Origin of the sequence: Paenibacillus sp. OAE614 (assembly GCF_040546645.1) — a bacterium.
In the GTDB taxonomy this organism is placed as follows: domain Bacteria; phylum Bacillota; class Bacilli; order Paenibacillales; family Paenibacillaceae; genus Paenibacillus_AQ; species Paenibacillus_AQ favisporus.
Window position 1 is genome coordinate 1,725,680 of sequence record NZ_JBEPOD010000001.1, and the last position, 19,201, is coordinate 1,744,880.

Consider the following 19,201-nt stretch of genomic DNA (forward strand, 5'->3'; position numbering starts at 1 on the left):
CGGCAACTTGAGCTTCCGTCTTCTTATGGGAGGTTTTTTGTTGCTTGAAGCTATGCAAACGCGCGGAGCGTCTCACAACCGCCAAACACAGCGCTACGAGTAAACGCCTCACACCTGCCGAGCAGGCACTTCAAGCCCCAAACCAAAGTCCGTCTTTTCGCGTGAACCTTCCATTCGGGGGTATAATGAATAAGTAGAGGTGAATTAAGGAGCAGGGAGGAATCATTTATGTTTATCAACCAAATGTATATAAATGGCGCCTGGAAGGATGCCACGGAGCACATCGACGTCCTGAACCCGGCCACCGGTGACGTGATCGGTACCGTACCGAACGGCGGCGCGAAGGAGGCTGGCGATGCCGCGGATGCGGCGTATGAAGCGTTCCCGGCATGGTCCGCGCTGACGGCGGACGAGCGGGGGGCGCTGCTGATGAAATGGCACGGACTGATCACCGAACATACGGACGAGCTCGCCCGGATTATGACGACGGAGCAGGGCAAACCGCTGAAGGAAGCCGCTGGCGAAATCGGCTACGCGAACAGCTTTATTTCCTGGTACGCGGAGGAGGGCAAGCGCGTCTACGGGCAGAGCATACCGGCCTCGTCCGCTTCGCAGCGGATCTGGGTGCAGAAGCAGCCGGTCGGCGTCGTGGCGGCGATCACGCCATGGAACTTCCCTGCGTCGATGATTACCCGCAAGGTTGCGCCGGCGCTGGCCGCCGGCTGCACCGTCGTGATCAAGCCGTCGGAGGAGACGCCGTACACGGCCTTGAAGCTCGCTGAGCTCGCACACCAGGCCGGACTTCCGGCCGGCGTGATCAACGTGGTGACCGGCGAGGCGACAGCGATCGCCGGCCGCTGGCAGCAGGACGAGCGGGTGCGCAAAATTTCCTTCACCGGCTCGACCGCCGTAGGCAAGGAGCTGATGAAGGGAGCGGCCGAAACCGTCAAGAAGATTTCCTTGGAGCTGGGCGGACACGCCCCGTTTATCGTGACCGCCGCGGCGGATCTGGACAAAGCGGTGGACGGGCTGATCAAGTCCAAGTTCCGCAACGGCGGCCAGACCTGCGTCTGCACCAACCGGGTGTATGTGGATGAACGGCTCGCCGCCGAGTTCACCCGCAAAGCGGCGGAACGAACGGCCGCGCTTAAGGTAGGCAACGGCATGGAGGAAGGCGTGGATATCGGTCCGCTCATCAATGCCGAAGCGGTGGACAAAGTGCTGCGGCAAATTGAGGACGCCAGAGCTAAGGGCGGGATCATCGTGACGGGCGGCGAGGCGCTGCAGCATTCCGGCGGACACTTCGTGCAGCCAACCGTGATTGAACAGGCGACGGATGACATGGAATGCATGTTACACGAAACGTTTGGACCGCTTGCTCCGATTACGACCTTCCGTATGCTGGAGGAAGCCGTGCAGCGGGCCAACCGCAGTCCTTACGGGCTGGCCGCTTACGTCTTCACGGAGCGGATCCAAGAGGCGCTGTACGCCGCCGAAGCACTCGAATACGGAATCGTCGGCGTAAACGATCCGCTGCCTTCCACGGCGCAGGCTCCGTTTGGCGGATTCAAGCAGAGCGGACTCGGACGGGAAGGCGGCCATTTCGGCATCGAGGAATACCTCGAGGTCAAATATGTATCGCTCAGGCTCTAATCGGAGGAGCTGCCCAAAACGCACGGTGATTGGGCGCTGCCCCCGCATCTGGGAAATGCACCAGGCAGAGTTCCGACCAAGATCTCATGCAAGCCGCCAATCAAAAACAAAGAAGAAGCCCGAGGTGATGATCCTCGGGCTTCTTCAATAACAAAGCTGTTATTTCGTTGTATTTGCCGCTGTATCGGCTGCGCCTGCGCCTGCAGCCGTATCGGTTGCCGCGTTAGCCGAATCGTCCAGCGAGTTGGTGATTTTGGCTTTAGACTTGAGGTCGGCAATCCAGGTTGTAAATTTGGAGGAAATGCCTTGTGTAATGAGCGCCTCCTTAATATCGGCTTTCTTCTCGTCAAGTGTTGCCGTGTGAGCCGCTTTGCGGTCGGTAACTTTGATGATGTGGTAGCCGTTGCTGGACTGCACGATGCCGCTCATTTCGCCCTTTTGCAGCTTGAATGCCGCTTCTTCAAACGGTGCTTCCATCACGCCTTTGGCAAAGAAGCCAAGGTCGCCGCCGTTGTCCTTGGAGCCTGGGTCGATCGATTTCTCTTTTGCCAGCGTGGCGAAATCGGCGCCTCCCTTGAGCTGCTTCAGGATGCCTTCGGCTTCTTCCTTTGTCTTCACCAGAATGTGGGAAGCTTTGACTTCTTCCGGCGTGTTGAAAGATGCTTTATTTTCATCAAAATATTTCTTGATATCGTCGTCGGTCACTTTTATTTCCGGTTCGAGCAGCTTGCGGATCTGCACTTGCATATTCATTTGCTTCTGAAGACCCGCTTCTGTCATGCCCGACTGCTGCAAAGCCATTTGGAATTCCTCTTCGCTGCTGAAGCCCTTCTTGATATCGTCCATTTCCTTGGTAACATCGGCATCAGTTACTTTAATGCCTTTCTTATCGGCTTCTTGGTTAACCAGTTCTTCAGAAATCAGGCTGTCCAGCGTTTGCGCTCCGCCAGCATCCACCAGCGCATCATAGAGCTTGTCCTTTTTGATGTCCGTGCCGTTGACTGTCGCTACCGTCGGGTTGCTTCCCGAATTAAAAGGAGGCTTGATCAGCACAATGACGAGAATGACGGCAAGCACGAGCGATACGGCCATCCATACCTTGCCAGTTCCGCCTGACCATGCTTTCGGAGCAGGACCGGACGCCGCAGCAGACGCTTTGGGAGCAGGCGTCTTCTCTTTATTTGGCTTGGCCGGCGTCTCGCCGTCGCGCTTCATTTCGCTGAGGACCGGTGCGCCGCTCTCGGAAGGGGCTGCCGGTTTGCTGGTCCGTTCAGATGATTCCCCCGTTGTTTCGGTATTGTTCAGCTCTTCGTTGTTTAACGATTCTCTTTCTTTGTCTGTCATTAAATCTTGTCCTCCTTTAATATATGCAAAACGCTTATGGGTTCACTTTACCAGATTTGCCGTAAATAATCCTTAAGAAGACATAAATTGTGACATATTTTTTTTAATCCTGTTTTAAGATTCGGCTGTTTGCGGCGGTTTTAATCAGGAAGCAGACGCTGCGTCCAAATAAAAGACCGCTCCGGACGGGAATTCCCCGGGAGCGGCCATAGCTATATGCCTTATTTTTGCCGTTCGATCGATACAGCGTGCGCAATACAAGGAATGCTCTCCTTCTGCTGATAGGAGAGGGGGGAGAGCAGGGCGCCCGTCGCTACGACGAGGATGCGGTTCAGCTCGCCGCGCTGCATCCGGTTCAGCAGGTGGCCGTACGTCACAACCGCCGAGCAGCCGCAGCCGCTGGCCCCGGCCTGAACATTCTGTTTACCGTAATCGTAAATCATCATGCCGCAGTCCGAATAGGTCGTCTGATGAATCGGAATGTTATGCTTCTTCAGCAGATCGTTGGCGATTTGATACCCGACCTTGGACAGGTCGCCGGTAACGATCAGGTCGTAGTAACCCGGCTCGATCTGCAGGTCGCGGAAATGCGCTTCCATGGTGTCTACCGCTGCCGGCGCCATTGCCGCGCCCATATTGAACGGGTCGCTGATGCCCATGTCGACCACCCGGCCGATCGTGGCGGAAGTGACGTATGGCCCGTCCCCGTCCTGCGACAGGACGACCGCGCCGGCCCCGGTCACCGTAAACTGAGCCGTGGGGGGCTTTTGGGAGCCGTACTCGGTCGGATAACGGAACTGCTTCTCCACGCTGGCATTATGGCTGCACGTTCCGGAGAGCACGTATTTTGCCCCGCCCGAGTTGACGATATAAGAGGCCAGCGCGAGGCTCTCCATCGACGTGGAGCATGCGCCGAACAGGCCGAGATAAGGAATGGCCAGCGCTCTCGCGGAAAAGCTGCTGCTGATAATCTGGTTCATCAGGTCGCCGGCGAGAAAAAACTGGATTTGCCCCTCGGTCAGTCCGGCGTGCTGCACCGCCATTTTGGCCGCTTCCTCCATTAAAGCCTTTTCGGCTTTCTCCCAGCTGTCCTGTCCCAAATACATGTCGCCGTGGATAATATCGAAGTCGTCGGCCAGCGGACCCTGACCCTCAAACGGGCCGACGATCGCCGCTTTCGACTTGATGGAAGGCTTGTTCTCGAACACCCAGCTTTGATGGCCTTTCAGCATATGAATCCTTACCCCCCTACAATATTAGGATCAAAAATGATGTAGGCGATGCCGACGCAAAAGGCTGCGACCGAACCAAACACGATGACGGGTCCGGCCACCTTGAAGATACTGCCGCCGAGGCCGAGCACGAGCCCTTCCCGGCGGTACTCGATCGCCGCCGAAGCCATGGCGTTGGCGAAGCCGGTGACCGGGACGGCGGTTCCAGCGCCCGCCCACTGAGCAATTTTGTCATATACCCCCAAGCTGGTGAGAATGACGGAGATCATGATCATGACGCCTACGGTCGGACTTGAGGCCGCCTTTTCCTCAAAGCCCCACCAGTGGATAAACATCTGCTGCACCGCCTGTCCGAGCAGGCAGATCAGGCCGCCGACGAGAAAGGCCCTGTATAAATTTTTGAACGTAAACTTGCTGGGTTCGCGCTTTTTGGCCAATTCCTGGTATTCCTGCTGGACAGGCGTCAGTTTCTTCTTCTTTTTGCTGACCATGATGCTTCACTCCTAACGGGTTAATAGTGGCTTGACGTCCGAGATAACCTGCTCCAGCTGGGCGGACACCTGCTCGTACATCGCCTTGTTCTGCTCGTTTTTGGTCGAAAGTCCGTACATCTCCAGGTCCGCCTGGCATTTTTTGAGCTCCGCATACAGCATCGCTTTCTGCTGCGGCTCGGGAACCTTGATCTGATCGTCGAAGAGGTCGACGTACAGCTGTCCGTACGCATCCACCTGCCCGATATAGACGTTGTCCAGCGATACGCCCAGCTTTTCGAGCTCGGTATGGATCCAGCGCCGGTTCAGGCCCCTTGTAGCCAGCGGCTCGTCCATGATTTTGCCATCCAGAATGACCGTCTGCGGCTCGCTCTCCGGCCCGACCTTGATGCCGAGATGGGTGGGGGTCAGCGGTTGATTTTCTTTTTTCATCAGCACGTTGATCTGTCCGTTCGGCTCCATAACCGCAAACTCGACCTCCGCTGCTTTAAAGGCGTTTTTCCCGCGGAGCTGCTCCATCAGCTCTTCATTTGTCAGCCGCTCCTTCTTCAGATTGTCCTCCATAATCTTGCCGTCCTTGATCAGCACGGTGCTGGTGCTGTCAATGAAATCCCGGGCTTTCTTGCTCTTTAACTGCAAAAATTCAATCATGAGCGAAACGGCTACCCACACGGCGAGCGAAATGACGCCAAGGTACCAGGTGGCTTTCAAATCAAGCGAGATGGAGGCCGCCAGGTCACCGATCGTGATCCCCGTAATGTACTCGAAGAAGGACAGCTGGGAGATTTGTCTTTTGCCCAAGAGACGGGTCAAGGCAAACAGAAAGACCACAGAAGCCAAAGTCCGAACGATAACCTCTATCCAATCCGGCATATCTATAAATTCCTCCATTCCAGATCTTTGCTTTAAACGCGGATAACAAAATTATTTGCAGTAACTTCTCGTTTTATGAATTTTTTGATTTCAGACAGGTTAGATTATGTTTCGTACTTATCCTGTAAAGGAGGTGAAAGTAACAATGACCGTTGCATCCCAAGTCAAAACGACACTTGCATCCCTGAAAAGCGCCCAAGCCAGCTTGGAGACGTTTGCTCTCAGCACGCAAAACCAGGAAGCTAAAAACCTGTTCTCTCAAGCTGCCCAGCAAACCCAGCAAATCGTGCAGCAGGTGGAAAGCCGGGTACAACAGCTTGAAAACGAGGAGCCTCAATATAAAGGTTTCTAATACCGTGAAAAGTAAGAGTATAAACTAAATGTAACAACAGAGAAAAAGAAACGAGCCAAGAGAAGAAAATCTCTTGGCTCGTTTTTATTATATTACCTTTTCACAATAACTTGTAACCTTGACCTCTACAGTTAATAAGCAGATTAGGATTATGAGGGTCATCTTCAATTTTTGATCTTACATTTTGAATATGAACATAAAGTGTAGATAGTCCTGAGAGCTCTAATTTATCTAATAGTTCATTAGCGCTGAAAACTTCCCCTCTGTTGCTAAGTAATAGGTAAAGTAGTTTAAACTCAACAATGGATAATGGGATTCTTTTGTTGAATTTTTCTATACAATGTTCTCCAATATTAAAAGACATTTTAGATGTTAAAGGTATGTATGGGCTATTTTCTAAATTGAATTTCTCTTCTTTGATTTTATGTAAATATTCAAACATTTCAAATAATGGCTTCGCTAATTGTGTGGAAAATTTCTGCAGTAACATTTCTCGATACATAATCTTAGTATCAGAACTAAATAGAAATAATGGTAATGGTGATGATGACAATAATTTATCCCAGTAATTAATATGATCAGGGGTACAAATTTGTAGATCTACTAAAATGGCTATGTACTTCTTTTGCTGATTTAATAAAATTTCTTGTAATCTAACGAAATTATATATATGAGTAATTTTAATATTAGATTCCTTGAAAATACTTTTCACAAAAGTCTCTTGAATAAAAAACTTGTTTGAAAAAAGAATTATCTCCATTTCAATTAATCCATCCTTCCCATTACTAAAAAAAGTTAAATAAATTTGAAAAATGCATTATACCATGTCCAAAAAAACACAAAAATATCTATCTATTCAAAAGATTATTCCATAATATTTTCTATTTTACAACTTTTTACCTTTTTTTCAATTTAGATAGAGTGATTTTAATTTAAACTTAAGAAAAATTTAGTGTAATTTAAACAAATTTTGGAAGATGTTGCAGAATTAATGTGGTAAGTTTTATTTAATTAAATTTTTCAATATAAAGAAAGAGATGAGGAGCATGTCATTATTGCTATTTGGGAAAATATTAGTAACACTTATTTTTTTAAGCACTGGATTATCAAAAATAAAATCATTTCCTGAATTCATATCTACAGTAAGAGAATTTTGTTTTATCAACAGTAAAACAAAAATCACTAGTAATTTAATACTTAAATTACTAGCAATACTAGTAGTTATAACTGAAATTACCTTATCTCTAACGCTATGGATCCCAGTGTTTTATTTAGTTTCTATGATTTTAATCATTATTATGTTAAATTTTTTTAGCATTGCTGTTATGTATAAACTTTCAAAACAAATAAAAATTAATTGTAATTGTGGGGGATTTATGGGGAAAAATAACATTAGTAAAGAAATACCTATTAGAAATAGCATATTATCACTAATTTTGGTGTTTATATTATTTTTTACCGAAAATAATAAAAACTTTCATATTGTCGATATAATATTTTCTGGAATTTCTGTATTAATTGTTTTGTTTGTTTATAAGTTTATACAAAAAGCGAATTCAAATCTAAAAATTTGATTTTATTATAGGAGGTTTTTCAATGAATGGTATTAATGCAGTTATTTTCATTTTGATTTTAGGTATTCTTGCATTATACGGTTATTACTTATGGAAAATAACAAAATTATTTAAAAGAGTTAATTTAAAGATAACTGATATAGAAAGTGCTATGACTGTAAATAAAAATATTAATTATTTAGCAGATTATGGGTTAGTAGAAGGAGAGGAATTCCCTGCTATATCTGTAATGAATGATAGAGGAATTTCACAAGAACTGAAGTTAAGTGAAGGTAAAGAGAATATTATTCTTATTACTGGAATTGGATGTCTTCCTTGTGAAGATACATTAAGTAAAATTGCACATGTTGATTTAAAAAAAGTAAATCAAAACTTAATATTCCTTTCTTTTGACAATCCTAACTCTACTCAAATAGAAGTACGAGAAAGGCATTTAAAATTAGTTTCCAATATTTCGGATTCTCAAATGATTATAGATGAAAAAGTCCTAAGTGTTTTGAAAACTAATTCTTTTCCAACACTGATTAAAGTAAATCCTGATGGAAAAGTACAAGGTACCTACTCAGGCCATTATCAATCTATAGTTAATCATTTGGAATTCATATCAACTAAAAACTTGGTCTCTTGAATGATTTTCAATATTTCATGAAGGGAGGTGTAAAATGTGAAGTGCGATCCTAAAGTATGTTGCTATACTTCATGTAGATATAATGCATTCTGTCTTGGATTTGAAACAGTTACTACTTGTAATTGTGCTGGATGTAGTTTTATAGTTCCTTCCCCAAGTTGTGGATGTTAATTTATTATTAGATTAAATGAAGAAGTACAAAAGAACTCAATTATATGAATTGAGTTCTTTTGTACTTCTAATATGATCTGTTAAATAGGTGGTGGTATTATTAAAACTAAATTGTTTATTATTCTTGAAATGATAAAAATGTATAGAGAAATATCAATTTTTTTAATGATATCATTTGTTTTATTTTCTTGTTCAATTCCTTTTTTTCAAAATGTTATTTTAATATTTACTAAAAAAATAGGGGATTCATTATCTAATAATAATTTAGGGTTCACAATAGAACTTCTAATAATTCAAGCCTCTCTTTTTATAGCCTTACAAGTTATTATGTTAATTAACAAATTTATAGAGAACAAATTAACCCCCAAATTTTTATTTTATATAAATAAAACAATTAAAGAAAAATTAACGAAAATAAAATTAAATTTAATTGATGATTCTGAAATTCATAATAAAATTATGACAGTACAACAATTTTTACCTCAATTGGGTTTACCTTTATTAAAAAGTTTGGTTTCATTATTTCAATCTGTTCTTGCTGTTTTGGGTATGATTTATGTTTTGAAAAACATAAATGTACTTGTAATTATTTTGCTAATTTTATTAAGCATTATGAACTTATTTATTACTCATATTTTTAATAAATTGCAGTTGCATATATTTAATGAAACCAGCGAGAATATAAGATTAAGAGATTATTTTTCAAGAATTTTTTTCGACAGAGATCTAATATCTGAAAGCAGAATTTTTAATTTACACGGATTTTTTACAACTAAATGGACAGAATTATTTTGGAAAGTTGAAATCCCAAATAAACGCCTCAATAATCAGAGAAGTGTTCTTATTCACTCTATACAGATTTTTATTAATCTTATTCAATTATTAATGTTTATTTTATTTTTGAATACTACATCAAATTCAGCCATATCAATTGGTTCATTTATGTTACTAACACAAGCAATAATACAGATTCAGGGGCAAGCTAATGAATTTGTTGCGGCAGCAAGTCAAATTCATCAAATTTTAATTTATCTGCCATCTTATTTCAGCCTTCTTTCTCTACCGGAGGAAGATGTAGAAAAAGGCGTATTATTTAATGGTCTTAATCAAAATATAAAAATTGAAAATTTGTCTTTTAAGTACAAGAATGCATCGAATTTTACACTTAAAAAGTTGAATTTCACTATCTCAAAAGGAGAAAGTGTTGCAATTGTTGGCCGTAATGGTTCAGGTAAAACAACTTTAGTAAAATGTATGCTTGGTTTATATGATGATTTAAAAGAAGGAACTGTGAAATATGACGATATTTCTTGTAATGAAATTAGCAAGGTCTCTTTTAGAAAAAATGTAGCTGTTTTATTTCAAAATTTTGGTAAATACCCATTGACTTTTGAACAAAATATTAGAATGGGGGATGTATCAAAGAACAATAACAATTTAGATTATTCTAGATCTTTAAATTTAAGTAACGCAGTAAGCATTATTGATACACTTCCTGATGGATCAGCTACTTTTATTAGCACTGAATTTAATCAAGGAGTAGAGTTATCAGGAGGACAATGGCAGAAAACTGCACTTGCTCGAATGTATTATAAAGACGCTGATATTATTTTCTTGGACGAACCTACTTCAGCAATAGATCCCTTAGCTGAAAACGAAATATATAAGCAATTCTTTGAAGTCTCTAAGGGTAAAACTTCTATAATTCTCACTCACCGACTGGGACTCTGCAAGTTAGTTGACAAAATCATAGTATTGGATGATGGGGAAATTAAAGAAATAGGAACTCATGATGAATTATTGGAAAATGGTTTGTTATATAAGGATATGTATTTAGCTCAATCCGAATGGTATACAAAGGAAAGTGGGTCTAAATTTATTAGTACATTTTGAATAAAATTAAAAGCGAAGAGATAATGAAAAAAACACCACTTATTTTGGGTGAATTGGGTTTGTAAAGCAAACACATTCCAAATAATGAGGTGTTTTTCTATGAAAATTTATGATATGACAATATTTTAAGACCTTTGAGCAAATAGATTCTTCACCCCCACTAAGTTTTACTGGATTATGAACTTACAGTGAATTATGGGAAGTTACTTTCACTCAGTTTAAGGAATCATTTCAAAGGGTGACAACCATATATAAAAATTGGTAGTATATAAGTCGCTATCTTCTACTTGTCCAACCTGTGATTTATATAAAGAAGGGGAACAAATTATGTACATAACTAAAAAACGACTTGAGAAATTTTTAACCATGAGCCTGGTGCTGGGCGTGCTGTTCGTGATCATGATGGTCCTGGTCGGAGCGGACCGGATCGCCTGGTTTGACCAATCGATCATCGATGCAGTTCAGGGGATGGAGAATGAGGGATTGACCCGAATCATGAAGGGCTTCACCTTCCTTGGGTCATCGCTCGTGGCGACGCTGCTGAGCGTGATCGCATTCCTGTTTCTGTGGCTCGTTTTGCGGCACCGCAAGGAGCTGCTGATGTTTCTTTTGTCGGTGGGGGGCTCGGAAATTTGGAATATCATCATCAAAAATTGGATGCAGCGGCAGCGCCCCAACACGCATCGGCTGATCGAAATCAGCGGATTCAGCTTTCCGAGCGGGCACTCGATGGCTGCGTTCGCCCTGTACGGGACGCTGACCTACTTGCTGTGGAGGCATATTCCCGCGCTGGCCGGAAGGATTGCGATGATCGTTATCGGGGTGGCCCTGACGCTGCTGATCGGGATCAGCCGGATCTATCTCGGGGTGCATTATCCGAGCGACGTCTTCGGCGGGTATTTGGCGAGCGCAACGTGGCTGATGCTGTCCATTTATATCTTTGAAAAGTACTGGAAGCCAAGGCCATAGGCGCCAGGAAATGAAAACCGTACATCAGGCGGCAGAAACTTGCATGAAAACGCCTCGCTCGCGTAATATGATTGCATAAAGATCTTTTTAAAGGAAAGGGTGTATGGCTTCGGTCCGATGACGTCGCTAAGAGATTTTGTTCAACTGCCTGCCGTTAAAAAAGTGATGGTTCTCATTTTGCTCGTGCTGTTTTTGTATGTCTTCCGGAGCATGATGAACCTCATTCTGATTACCTTCATCATTACGTACCTGGTGAACCGGATTCATTCGTCGCTCACCCGGCGGTTTACGAACCGAATGGGAATCAGCAAGAAGATCGCCGTACTAATTATCTATGCCATTTTTCTTGGAGCCCTGTCGATCGGAACCTATCAATACGCTCCGAAGCTGCTGGGTGAACTGAACGTGCTGATCAACCAGGTTATTTCGTTCTACAGCAAGCCGCTGGAGCTTACCGACAATAAAGTCATCGACTACGTGCTGGAGTACATCCATAAGATTGATATTTCGCAGTACGTCAAGCAAGGCTACAACCTGCTGACCGGAACGATCTCCAACATCGGCAAGGTCGGTATCAATTTTGCCATCGCGATCATCATGAGCTTGTTCTTTATGCTGGAGAAAGAGAAAGTGACCCATTTCACGGATAAGTTCAGAAGCAGCAAATTCGCCTACTTTTATGATGAATTAGCTTATTTCGGGAAAAAATTTACGTTTTCTTTCGGAAAAGTGATCGAGGTCCAGTTTTTGATTTCCATTATTAACGCAGCGGCTTCCACGCTGTTTCTGTGGATCCTCGGATTTCCCAACCTGTTCGCCCTCGGGCTGATGATCTTCCTGCTCGGCCTCGTGCCGGTCATGGGGGTGATCGTCTCACTGGTGCCGCTGTGTGCCATCGCGTTCAGCATCGGCGGAGTGATGAAGGTCGTTTACGTCCTGATCATGGTGGCCGTCCTGCACGCGTTCGAGGCGTACGTCATGAATCCGAAGTTTATGTCGGATAAAACGCATCTGCCGATATTTTATACGTTTGCTGTACTGATCATCTCCGAGCACTTCTTTGGGGTGTGGGGGCTTATTCTCGGCGTTCCGGTGTTCATGTTCCTGTTGGATCTGCTGGAGGTGCCGGTCAACGGGCCGAAAGATGAACCCGCTGGAGCCGCCAGGAAGAACAAAAAAATACCACACAAAAAATCCTAACGGTTGAAGTTAGGATTTTATTGTGCGGATATCCTTGCGTTAGATGTGCGAGTAGGAACCCGGCTGAGTGCGGTCCGAGTGCGGGCGGTACGTCCGCTCGGTAAACCGCTTCAAGGAAGCGGGCAGCTTCTGCTTGAGCTGATCGGCACGCTCCTGGGTCATTTTGCCGGCTTTGACGGCGGCATCGATTTTGGAGCTTTGGACGGCTGTCATCTTCTTGACGAGCTCGTCGCCGCTCCAGCCTTTTTTCTCCTTGGCGATCTGCTGCAGCGTTTTGCCCTGCTTCCATTCCTTGCTGAGATCCTGGACGCTCATGCCGAGCAGATCCGCAGCGTCTTTAAGCAGAATGTACTTACGGCCGTGATGTCCATGGCGGATGTGATGGCCGTTCTCCTTCCGGTCCTGATCCGGCGTAGCTATATGGGCAGATGGGGAGTCGTCCGTTTGGGGCGTAACAGGCGCCGGGTCGGCGAAAGCGATGCCGTGGGATCCGGCGAACACGATGCAGGCCAGCGTACCGGCCAGCAGCGCATTTTTGATTGGATTCATGTCAGTTCACCTCTTGGTTGAATTGGGTCATGCTTTATTTTTTCTGTCCTATTATGCGCCTGATTTGGAAAAACATACATGTATATTCAAAGATGCTGGGCCCTCGGGCTGGGCTGTAATATTTGGTTTGGTATCACAAAGGGCTTCACCGGGTAATTAATTCGGGAAGACGATACAATATGTACTATATAGAAAAATGAAAACTTAGCTCAATCTATACAACGATGGAATTAGGAGGGGTGAGCGTGACTTTTGGCGCGAGGATGTTAAAAACGGGAATCGCGGTTACCCTCGCTTTATATATCAGCATTTGGCTTAACTTGTCTTCGCCGGTGATGGCGGCAGTGGCGGCCATCTTTGCCATGCAGCCGTCAATTTACCGCTCATGGCGGTACTTTCTGGACCAGCTCCAGACCAATACACTGGGAGCCGTTCTGGCACTGCTGGCAGGCCAGGTGTTCTCGAACGAGCCGATTGCCGTCGGCCTGGTGTGCATCCTGGTCATCATGATATGCCTTAAGCTGAAGATGGGCGATACGATCGGCCTGACGCTGGTTACGGTCATTGCCGTGATGGAGGCTTCCGGGCAATGGCAGTTTGCGCTGACCCGGTTTTCACTTAGCTTGATCGGCATCGTTTCGGCCTTTTTGATTAATATTTTGCTGTTTCCGCCAAAGCCCAAGGAGCAGTTTATCGGGCAGATCCAAAATACGTTCGACCGGATGTCGCTGCTGATGCGAACGGCCATTTCGGACGAAATCAAGGAAAATGTGTTCCGTGATAAAAAGCGCGAGCTGGAGGATGCCATTAAATCGCTGTCGAGCAAATATCAGCTGTTTGAAGAGGAGCAGAAGAAGATGAAGCGGGCCTCCTTCAGCCAGACCCGGCTGCTGGTCGTCTATAAGCAGATGCTGAATGCTCTGCGGAAAGGGCGCGAAGTGCTGGACGCGGTGGAGGAGCATTATTTCCAGTCGGACCGGGAAGCCGGCACCGACCGGATCTTTGACGAACAGCTGGAGCGGCTGATCAAGTTTCACGAGCACATCCTGCTCAAATTCGAGGAGAAGCTCAAGCCGAACTGCCTGGAAGCTTCGCAGCTGGACCAGGAAAACACCGCGTTTATCCAGGGCGTGCTGAGCCTGGCCATCGAGGAGCCCGAAGGCAGGCTGCGCTTATCCATCGTGGGGGCCACGATGTATGATTACGGGTATCAGCTGGAGCGGCTTAACCGATTGGTCGAGCATTATCACAAAACTGATGACGATGAATCCGGATTTTGGGCATCGTGGATTAAAAAATAAAAGGAATGCATAAACCCCGGTCATCTGCGGCAGAGACGCAGTTGACCGGGGTTTTAAGTTGCTAAGCCTTCAGATCGATCAGCGGCAGCTTCACGATAAACGCCGTTTCCGCCGTGTTGCTCGAAGCATAAATCTGTCCGTCATGAAGCTCGATGATGCTCTTGACGATGGCCAGCCCCAAACCGGCGCCGCCGGTGTCCAGGGAACGCGATTTCTCGACGCGGTAGAAGCGTTCGAAAATATAAGGGAGGTCCATCGGCGGGATCGGCGGTCCGTAGTTGATGACCCGGACCTCGGCCTCCTGCTCCGACTTCTTGGCCTCGACCCGGATCTGCTTCCCGTCATTACCATAGCGCATCGCATTGGTAATGAGGTTCTCAAACGCCTGCATGATCTTGTCGCCATCGGCCTGGATCATCAGCTTCTCCTGCGGCGGCGAGAAGACGATCTCCATGTCCTGGTTGCGCAGCTGGAGCGAAAATTCCGCGGTCAGCTGACCGATCAGCTGCACGAGATCGATAGGGGTGCGGTGCAGCGGAATTTGGCCGAAGCCCATCCGGGTATAGTCGAACAGGTCGTTCACGAGCCGATTCATCCGTTTGGATTTTTCATAGGCGATATTGACATAGTACCGCAGCTCCACCTCGTCCTTGTATTTGTCTTCCTCAATCAGCCGGAGATAGCCGATGATCGACGTCAGGGGCGTACGGAGATCGTGGGAAACGTTGGTGATCAGATCGTTTTTGGCCTGGGTCGCCAGACGCTCCTCCTCCCTGGAGGCTTCCAGCTGGGAGACCAGCGCGTTGATCTGCCCGGCGAGCAGCCCGAGCTCATCCTTGGATCGAACCGGAATCTGGACATCCGTATTGCCGGAAGACATGCGCTGAACTCCTCGGATAATATTGGTCAAATTCCGGGTCGTGCCCCAGCTTAGAATCATGCAGTAAAAAATGAACAGCATAATGACGACGACGGCCTGCCACACGGAAAACCCAAAAATCCGGTTGACCCGGATGATCGCTTCCACAAAGGGATACAGCGTTTTGAAATGATTGTCGTAGACCGCCTGCAGGATCGGCTTGGCGATCATCAGTGTAGCGAACGTCAGGGCGACGCTGAGGAAAAATAACGTGACGATTTTCCACTGCAGCTTGTTAAATATGCTACGCATCGATTTTATAACCAACTCCCCACATGGTCTGGATCAGCTTGTAGCCCAGTTCTTTCTCCAGCTTGTCCCGGAGGTTGCTGATGTGAACCATGACCGTATTGTTGGAGACGTAATACTTTTCCTTCCAGACCCGCTGGAAAATTTCCTCGGCGCTGAACACCCTTCCTGGATGGGAGGCGAGCAGGTGGAGAATATCGAATTCACGGCCGGTGAGCTGTACGTCGGTTCCGCGGGCGGTCACCTTATGGGAAGTCCGGTTGATCTCCACATCGTGAATCCGAAGGGTGGAATCCGTCTGTTCTTTCGGCTCGTTATATTGAAAAGAACGCCGGAGGAGCGTTTTGACCCTCACGGTCAGTTCCAGCGGATTAAACGGCTTGATCATGTAATCGTCTGCACCCGTCATCAGGCCGAGAATTTTGTCCATATCCTCGGTCTTGGCGCTGAGCATCAGAATCGGAATGGTCGACTCGTTCTCCCGAACCTGGCGGCAGACCTCAAGGCCGTTCAGTTTGGGCATCATCACGTCCAGCACGATGAGATCGACCGGTTGCTCGTTCAGCAGCTGGAGCGCCTCCTCGCCATGATAGGCGCAGATGACGTGAAAACCTTCATTTTGCAAATAAATCGAAATCAGATTGGCGATTTCCTTGTCGTCGTCGACGACCATAATGTTGCGCATGCATAAACCTCCATCAGTGCTTGTCTATAAGTTCGAGACGGAGCGGACCGTTCGGGTCAGCCAGCTGCGGGCAGGATTGTCCGCATGCTCGAAGGCGTAATCGAACATGGCCGCGGCGTCCTGGAACCGGGTCTCGGTGTCGGGCGCTCCCATGACAACGGCAATGACCCGCTTGCCGTCCTTTTCGGTCGTTCCGGTAAAGCAGTACCCGGCCCGCTCCGTATACCCGGTTTTGAAGCCGTCGTTGCCGGGATAGGCGTAAGGCTCGCCGGGGAGCATCGCGTTGGTCGTGTGCAGCGTAATTCGTTTCTCGGGGATGCTGACATCGGCCTTCTGCGTAATATTTAAAATTTCGGGGTAGGAATCAATGAGGCACTTTGCTAGTTTGGCCACATCCTGCGCGCTAAGCATCGTCTCTCCCCGCGAAGACGCCGACTTGAACTGCCGCAGATCGCTTGAGGTCAGTCCGGTCGCATTGGCGAAAACGGCTTGGGGGGACAGGCCGATGTCCTTGGCCCTGGCGTTCATCCGTTTGACGAATTCTTTCTCGCTGCCACCGATATGTTCGGAGATGGCCACCGCCGCATCGTTGGCGGAGTGCACAACCATCGCTTCGAACAGCTGGCGCAGCGTCAGCGTCTCGCCTTCGCGGAGTCCGATCTCCGAACCCGTCACGTTCGCGGCATACCGGCTGGCGGTGACAGGCTCATCCCAGGTGCTTTGCCCCTGATGGATGCTGTCCAGCACGAGCAGCTCCGTCATCATTTTGGACATGCTGGCCGGCGGGAGTGATTGAGACCCGTTATGCTCATAATATACCTTTCCGGTCTCCGCATCCATAAGAACGGCTGCCTGCGCCTTGATCGTAATCATCGGAAACCGGATCAGGCTGACGGCCGCGGCCACCGTCAAGCTCGACAGCAGCGCCAGCGCAATCAGTTTTCTTTTTTGCTTTTGCTTTGATTTCATTGCACCATACCTCGTTTATCCGTTTTGAATACCTTTCATTCTTTTACCAGTCTAACCATCAAACTTTAATTGCCCTACAAGAAAATCTTAAGAAATGTAAAGTTTTCGTCCCTGTTCGGATATATAATATGACTAACCTAATGCCGTCCGGCAGCATGGATAAAGTTACAGATATCGATCGAGAGATAGAGAGACTGGAGGGTTTACAATGCACAACAACACTTGGAAAAGACTCCCGATGGCCGACTGTGTCCGGGATTTGGTCGCCACCGCCCGCGGGGACCGCAAAGCAAGCCTCGTCATCCTGAACGTGAGACTGGTCAACGTCTTGTCAGGCGAAATCGTGCCGGAGATGTCCATTGCGGTACAGGGGCCGCGGATCGCATATGTCGGCAAGGACGTGAGCCATACCATCGGCGAAGGGACCGTGGTCATTGATGCCGGAGGCAAATATGCAGCGCCTGGACTGCTGGACGGACATTGTCATATTGAGAGCACGCAGCTTACGGCAACCGAATTCGCCAGAGCGGTGCTTCCGCTGGGCACGACCGGCGGGTTTTTCGATGCGCATGAAATTTCGAACGTCCTCGGACTGCCGGGCCTTCGCTTCATGCTGGAGGAAGCGAGAACGACGCCTCTGGCCGCCTATATGCAGGTCGCATCCTGCGTGCCGTCGACCCACCCCGGGCTGGAAACCACCGGGGCTTACATCGGTCCTGAAGAGGTGGCGGAAGCGCTCAGCTGGGGGCCGGATATGATCGGATTGGGTGAAGTGATGAACTTTCCCGGCGTCGTCTACGGCGACGACAAAATGATCGGGGAGATCGAGGCGACGCTGCGGGCCGGGAAATACGCGGACGGCCACTTTACATGGAGCTCAGGGGATTGGAGGCTTCCGGTGTATGCAGCAAGCGGCATTGATGGAGACCATGAATGCGTGAGTGCGGAGGATGTCATCGAGCGCGTCCGGCTCGGCATGTACGCCAAAATGCGGCAGGGCTCGGCCTGGCATGACGTTGCTGCCACCATCAAGGCGCATACCGAAGGCGGCCTGGATACCCGGCGCATGATTCTGGTCACGGACGACCGAAGCTCCGAATCGCTGATGAACGAAGGGCATATGAATTTTGTCGTCCGCCACGCCATTGCGCAGGGCGTCAAGCCGGTAACGGCCTTCCAGATGGCCACGATCAATACGGCAGAACGGTTCGGGGTGGCCAGAGACATCGGAGCGATCGCTCCCGGGCTCTGCGCGGATATCATTTTGCTGGACGGGAATTTGGCCGACGTGAACGTCACGATGACGATCGCGGCCGGACAGGTTGTGGCGGAGGAAGGCCGGATGACCGCCGAGTGGGAGCCATATGCCATACCGACAGAGGCGTACGGCACCGTCAAATTGGGGCGTCCGATTGAAGAACGGGATTTGGTCATCGCCGCGCCGCAGACGGACGGAACGGTTGAGGTCCGGGCGATTGGGGTCGTGGAGAACCATGTGGAGACGAAGGAAACGTGGGTGAGCGTGCCGGTGGAAGATTCGGCGCTTCGCGTTACGCCGGAGAGCGGCCTCTGCAAAATGGCGGTATTTGAACGCCACGGTCAAGGCGGAGGCCATGCTCTCGGCATCGTGGCGGGGATCGGCTTTGAAGAACCGGCAGCCATCGCAATGACCGTGGCCCATGACAGCCATAACGTAACGGTCATCGGCAATGATGACCGGCTGATGGCGCAGGCGGGAAACCGCGTGGCCGAGATGCAGGGCGGCGTCGTGATGCTCACGCGCACGGGCCGGACGGAGTTTCCGCTGCCGGTCGGCGGCCTGATGTCCGATCAGCCGTTTGAAACGGTCGCGAGCCAGTCCGAAGCAATCAGCCAGGCGCTGATTCAGTCCGGCTGCCTGCTGAACAACGCGTTCATGACGCTGTCGCTTCTGGCGCTGGTCGTCATTCCGGAGCTGCGACTGTCGGATAAAGGACTGGTCCGAATTTCGGCGGATGGCATTGAGATCGTGCCGCTGTTCCGGAGCTAAGCAAGGAATTTGAAGAGGGCGGACAACATCCGAACCGGCGGGCGCCATATATGGCCCCGCCGGTCTTTTTAGTGGGCAAAGATTGGGTGAAGTAAAAGGAAACGGACGGGCCGTCCGCGA

The 19,201-nt window shown here is 48.3% G+C and carries 18 protein-coding genes; 9 read left to right on the forward strand and 9 right to left on the reverse strand.

Features of this window, described 5'->3' with window-relative positions:
• The first annotated feature begins 228 nt into the window (after positions 1-228).
• A complete protein-coding gene (locus tag ABIE48_RS08250) occupies positions 229-1,653 on the forward strand; it encodes an NAD-dependent succinate-semialdehyde dehydrogenase (RefSeq protein ID WP_192714799.1) in 1,425 nt (474 codons plus the stop codon).
• Between the two features lie 159 nt (positions 1,654-1,812).
• Here ABIE48_RS08250 and ABIE48_RS08255 read toward each other — a convergent pair whose 3' ends face one another.
• The 4 genes from ABIE48_RS08255 to ABIE48_RS08270 all read right to left on the reverse strand — a co-directional run bounded on the left by ABIE48_RS08255 (position 1,813) and on the right by ABIE48_RS08270 (position 5,593).
• A complete protein-coding gene (locus ABIE48_RS08255; RefSeq protein WP_192714798.1) occupies positions 1,813-2,997 on the reverse strand; it encodes a foldase protein PrsA in 1,185 nt (394 codons plus the stop codon).
• A gap of 221 nt (positions 2,998-3,218) precedes the next feature.
• Positions 3,219-4,229: a stage V sporulation protein AD gene (gene spoVAD, locus ABIE48_RS08260; RefSeq protein WP_192714797.1), complete on the reverse strand. Its 1,011-nt coding sequence runs from the start codon at positions 4,227-4,229 to the stop codon at positions 3,219-3,221.
• Positions 4,230-4,237: 8 nt separating this feature from the next.
• The gene (gene spoVAC / locus ABIE48_RS08265; protein ID WP_192714796.1) at positions 4,238-4,720 is read right to left on the reverse strand and encodes a stage V sporulation protein AC; all 483 of its coding nucleotides are present in this window, start codon (positions 4,718-4,720) and stop codon (positions 4,238-4,240) included.
• Positions 4,721-4,732: 12 nt separating this feature from the next.
• Positions 4,733-5,593 (reverse strand): DUF421 domain-containing protein, encoded by an 861-nt coding sequence (locus ABIE48_RS08270; RefSeq protein WP_192714795.1) that lies wholly within the window; start codon positions 5,591-5,593, stop codon positions 4,733-4,735.
• A gap of 145 nt (positions 5,594-5,738) precedes the next feature.
• On the opposite strand from ABIE48_RS08270, the gene ABIE48_RS08275 reads away from it, so the two are divergent.
• On the forward strand, positions 5,739-5,945 hold the full coding sequence (locus tag ABIE48_RS08275; protein WP_076168463.1) for a DUF1657 domain-containing protein: 207 nt from the start codon (positions 5,739-5,741) through the stop codon (positions 5,943-5,945).
• Positions 5,946-6,045: 100 nt separating this feature from the next.
• Here the strand turns inward: ABIE48_RS08275 and ABIE48_RS08280 are convergent, their stop codons facing one another.
• The gene (locus ABIE48_RS08280) at positions 6,046-6,705 is read right to left on the reverse strand and encodes a winged helix-turn-helix domain-containing protein (protein ID WP_192714794.1); all 660 of its coding nucleotides are present in this window, start codon (positions 6,703-6,705) and stop codon (positions 6,046-6,048) included.
• A 286-nt stretch (positions 6,706-6,991) separates the two neighbouring features.
• On the opposite strand from ABIE48_RS08280, the gene ABIE48_RS08285 reads away from it, so the two are divergent.
• The 5 genes from ABIE48_RS08285 (at position 6,992) to ABIE48_RS08305 (ending at position 12,380) form a co-directional block, all read left to right on the forward strand.
• The gene (locus ABIE48_RS08285) at positions 6,992-7,519 is read left to right on the forward strand and encodes a MauE/DoxX family redox-associated membrane protein (RefSeq protein ID WP_192714793.1); all 528 of its coding nucleotides are present in this window, start codon (positions 6,992-6,994) and stop codon (positions 7,517-7,519) included.
• 22 nt (positions 7,520-7,541) lie between these two features.
• Positions 7,542-8,147 carry a hypothetical protein gene (locus ABIE48_RS08290; protein WP_192714792.1) on the forward strand — a complete coding sequence of 202 codons (606 nt, stop codon included), beginning with the start codon at positions 7,542-7,544 and terminating at the stop codon, positions 8,145-8,147.
• A gap of 309 nt (positions 8,148-8,456) precedes the next feature.
• Positions 8,457-10,211 (forward strand): ABC transporter ATP-binding protein, encoded by a 1,755-nt coding sequence (locus tag ABIE48_RS08295; RefSeq protein WP_354518686.1) that lies wholly within the window; start codon positions 8,457-8,459, stop codon positions 10,209-10,211.
• A gap of 327 nt (positions 10,212-10,538) precedes the next feature.
• Positions 10,539-11,180, forward strand: coding sequence for a phosphatase PAP2 family protein (locus tag ABIE48_RS08300; RefSeq protein ID WP_354518688.1), 642 nt, complete (start codon positions 10,539-10,541; stop codon positions 11,178-11,180).
• A gap of 117 nt (positions 11,181-11,297) precedes the next feature.
• Positions 11,298-12,380 carry an AI-2E family transporter gene (locus tag ABIE48_RS08305; RefSeq protein WP_192714790.1) on the forward strand — a complete coding sequence of 361 codons (1,083 nt, stop codon included), beginning with the start codon at positions 11,298-11,300 and terminating at the stop codon, positions 12,378-12,380.
• A 39-nt stretch (positions 12,381-12,419) separates the two neighbouring features.
• Here ABIE48_RS08305 and ABIE48_RS08310 read toward each other — a convergent pair whose 3' ends face one another.
• Positions 12,420-12,929 (reverse strand): hypothetical protein, encoded by a 510-nt coding sequence (locus tag ABIE48_RS08310; protein WP_145022107.1) that lies wholly within the window; start codon positions 12,927-12,929, stop codon positions 12,420-12,422.
• 245 nt (positions 12,930-13,174) lie between these two features.
• On the opposite strand from ABIE48_RS08310, the gene ABIE48_RS08315 reads away from it, so the two are divergent.
• The gene (locus ABIE48_RS08315; protein WP_192714789.1) at positions 13,175-14,230 is read left to right on the forward strand and encodes an FUSC family protein; all 1,056 of its coding nucleotides are present in this window, start codon (positions 13,175-13,177) and stop codon (positions 14,228-14,230) included.
• A gap of 61 nt (positions 14,231-14,291) precedes the next feature.
• Here ABIE48_RS08315 and ABIE48_RS08320 read toward each other — a convergent pair whose 3' ends face one another.
• From ABIE48_RS08320 to ABIE48_RS08330, 3 genes are read right to left on the reverse strand one after another with little or no spacing between them, the layout of a single operon-like run.
• Positions 14,292-15,401: a sensor histidine kinase gene (locus ABIE48_RS08320; protein ID WP_145022102.1), complete on the reverse strand. Its 1,110-nt coding sequence runs from the start codon at positions 15,399-15,401 to the stop codon at positions 14,292-14,294.
• Positions 15,394-16,083, reverse strand: coding sequence for a response regulator transcription factor (locus ABIE48_RS08325; protein WP_145022100.1), 690 nt, complete (start codon positions 16,081-16,083; stop codon positions 15,394-15,396). The genes ABIE48_RS08320 and ABIE48_RS08325 overlap by 8 nt, the downstream gene beginning before the upstream one ends.
• 24 nt (positions 16,084-16,107) lie before the next feature.
• Entirely contained in the window at positions 16,108-17,052 is a 945-nt protein-coding gene (locus ABIE48_RS08330; protein WP_192714788.1) for a D-alanyl-D-alanine carboxypeptidase family protein, read from the reverse strand.
• A 208-nt stretch (positions 17,053-17,260) separates the two neighbouring features.
• Between ABIE48_RS08330 and ABIE48_RS08335 the strand changes: the two genes are divergently transcribed.
• Positions 17,261-19,081: an adenine deaminase gene (locus tag ABIE48_RS08335; RefSeq protein ID WP_192714787.1), complete on the forward strand. Its 1,821-nt coding sequence runs from the start codon at positions 17,261-17,263 to the stop codon at positions 19,079-19,081.
• Positions 19,082-19,201: the final 120 nt, after the last annotated feature.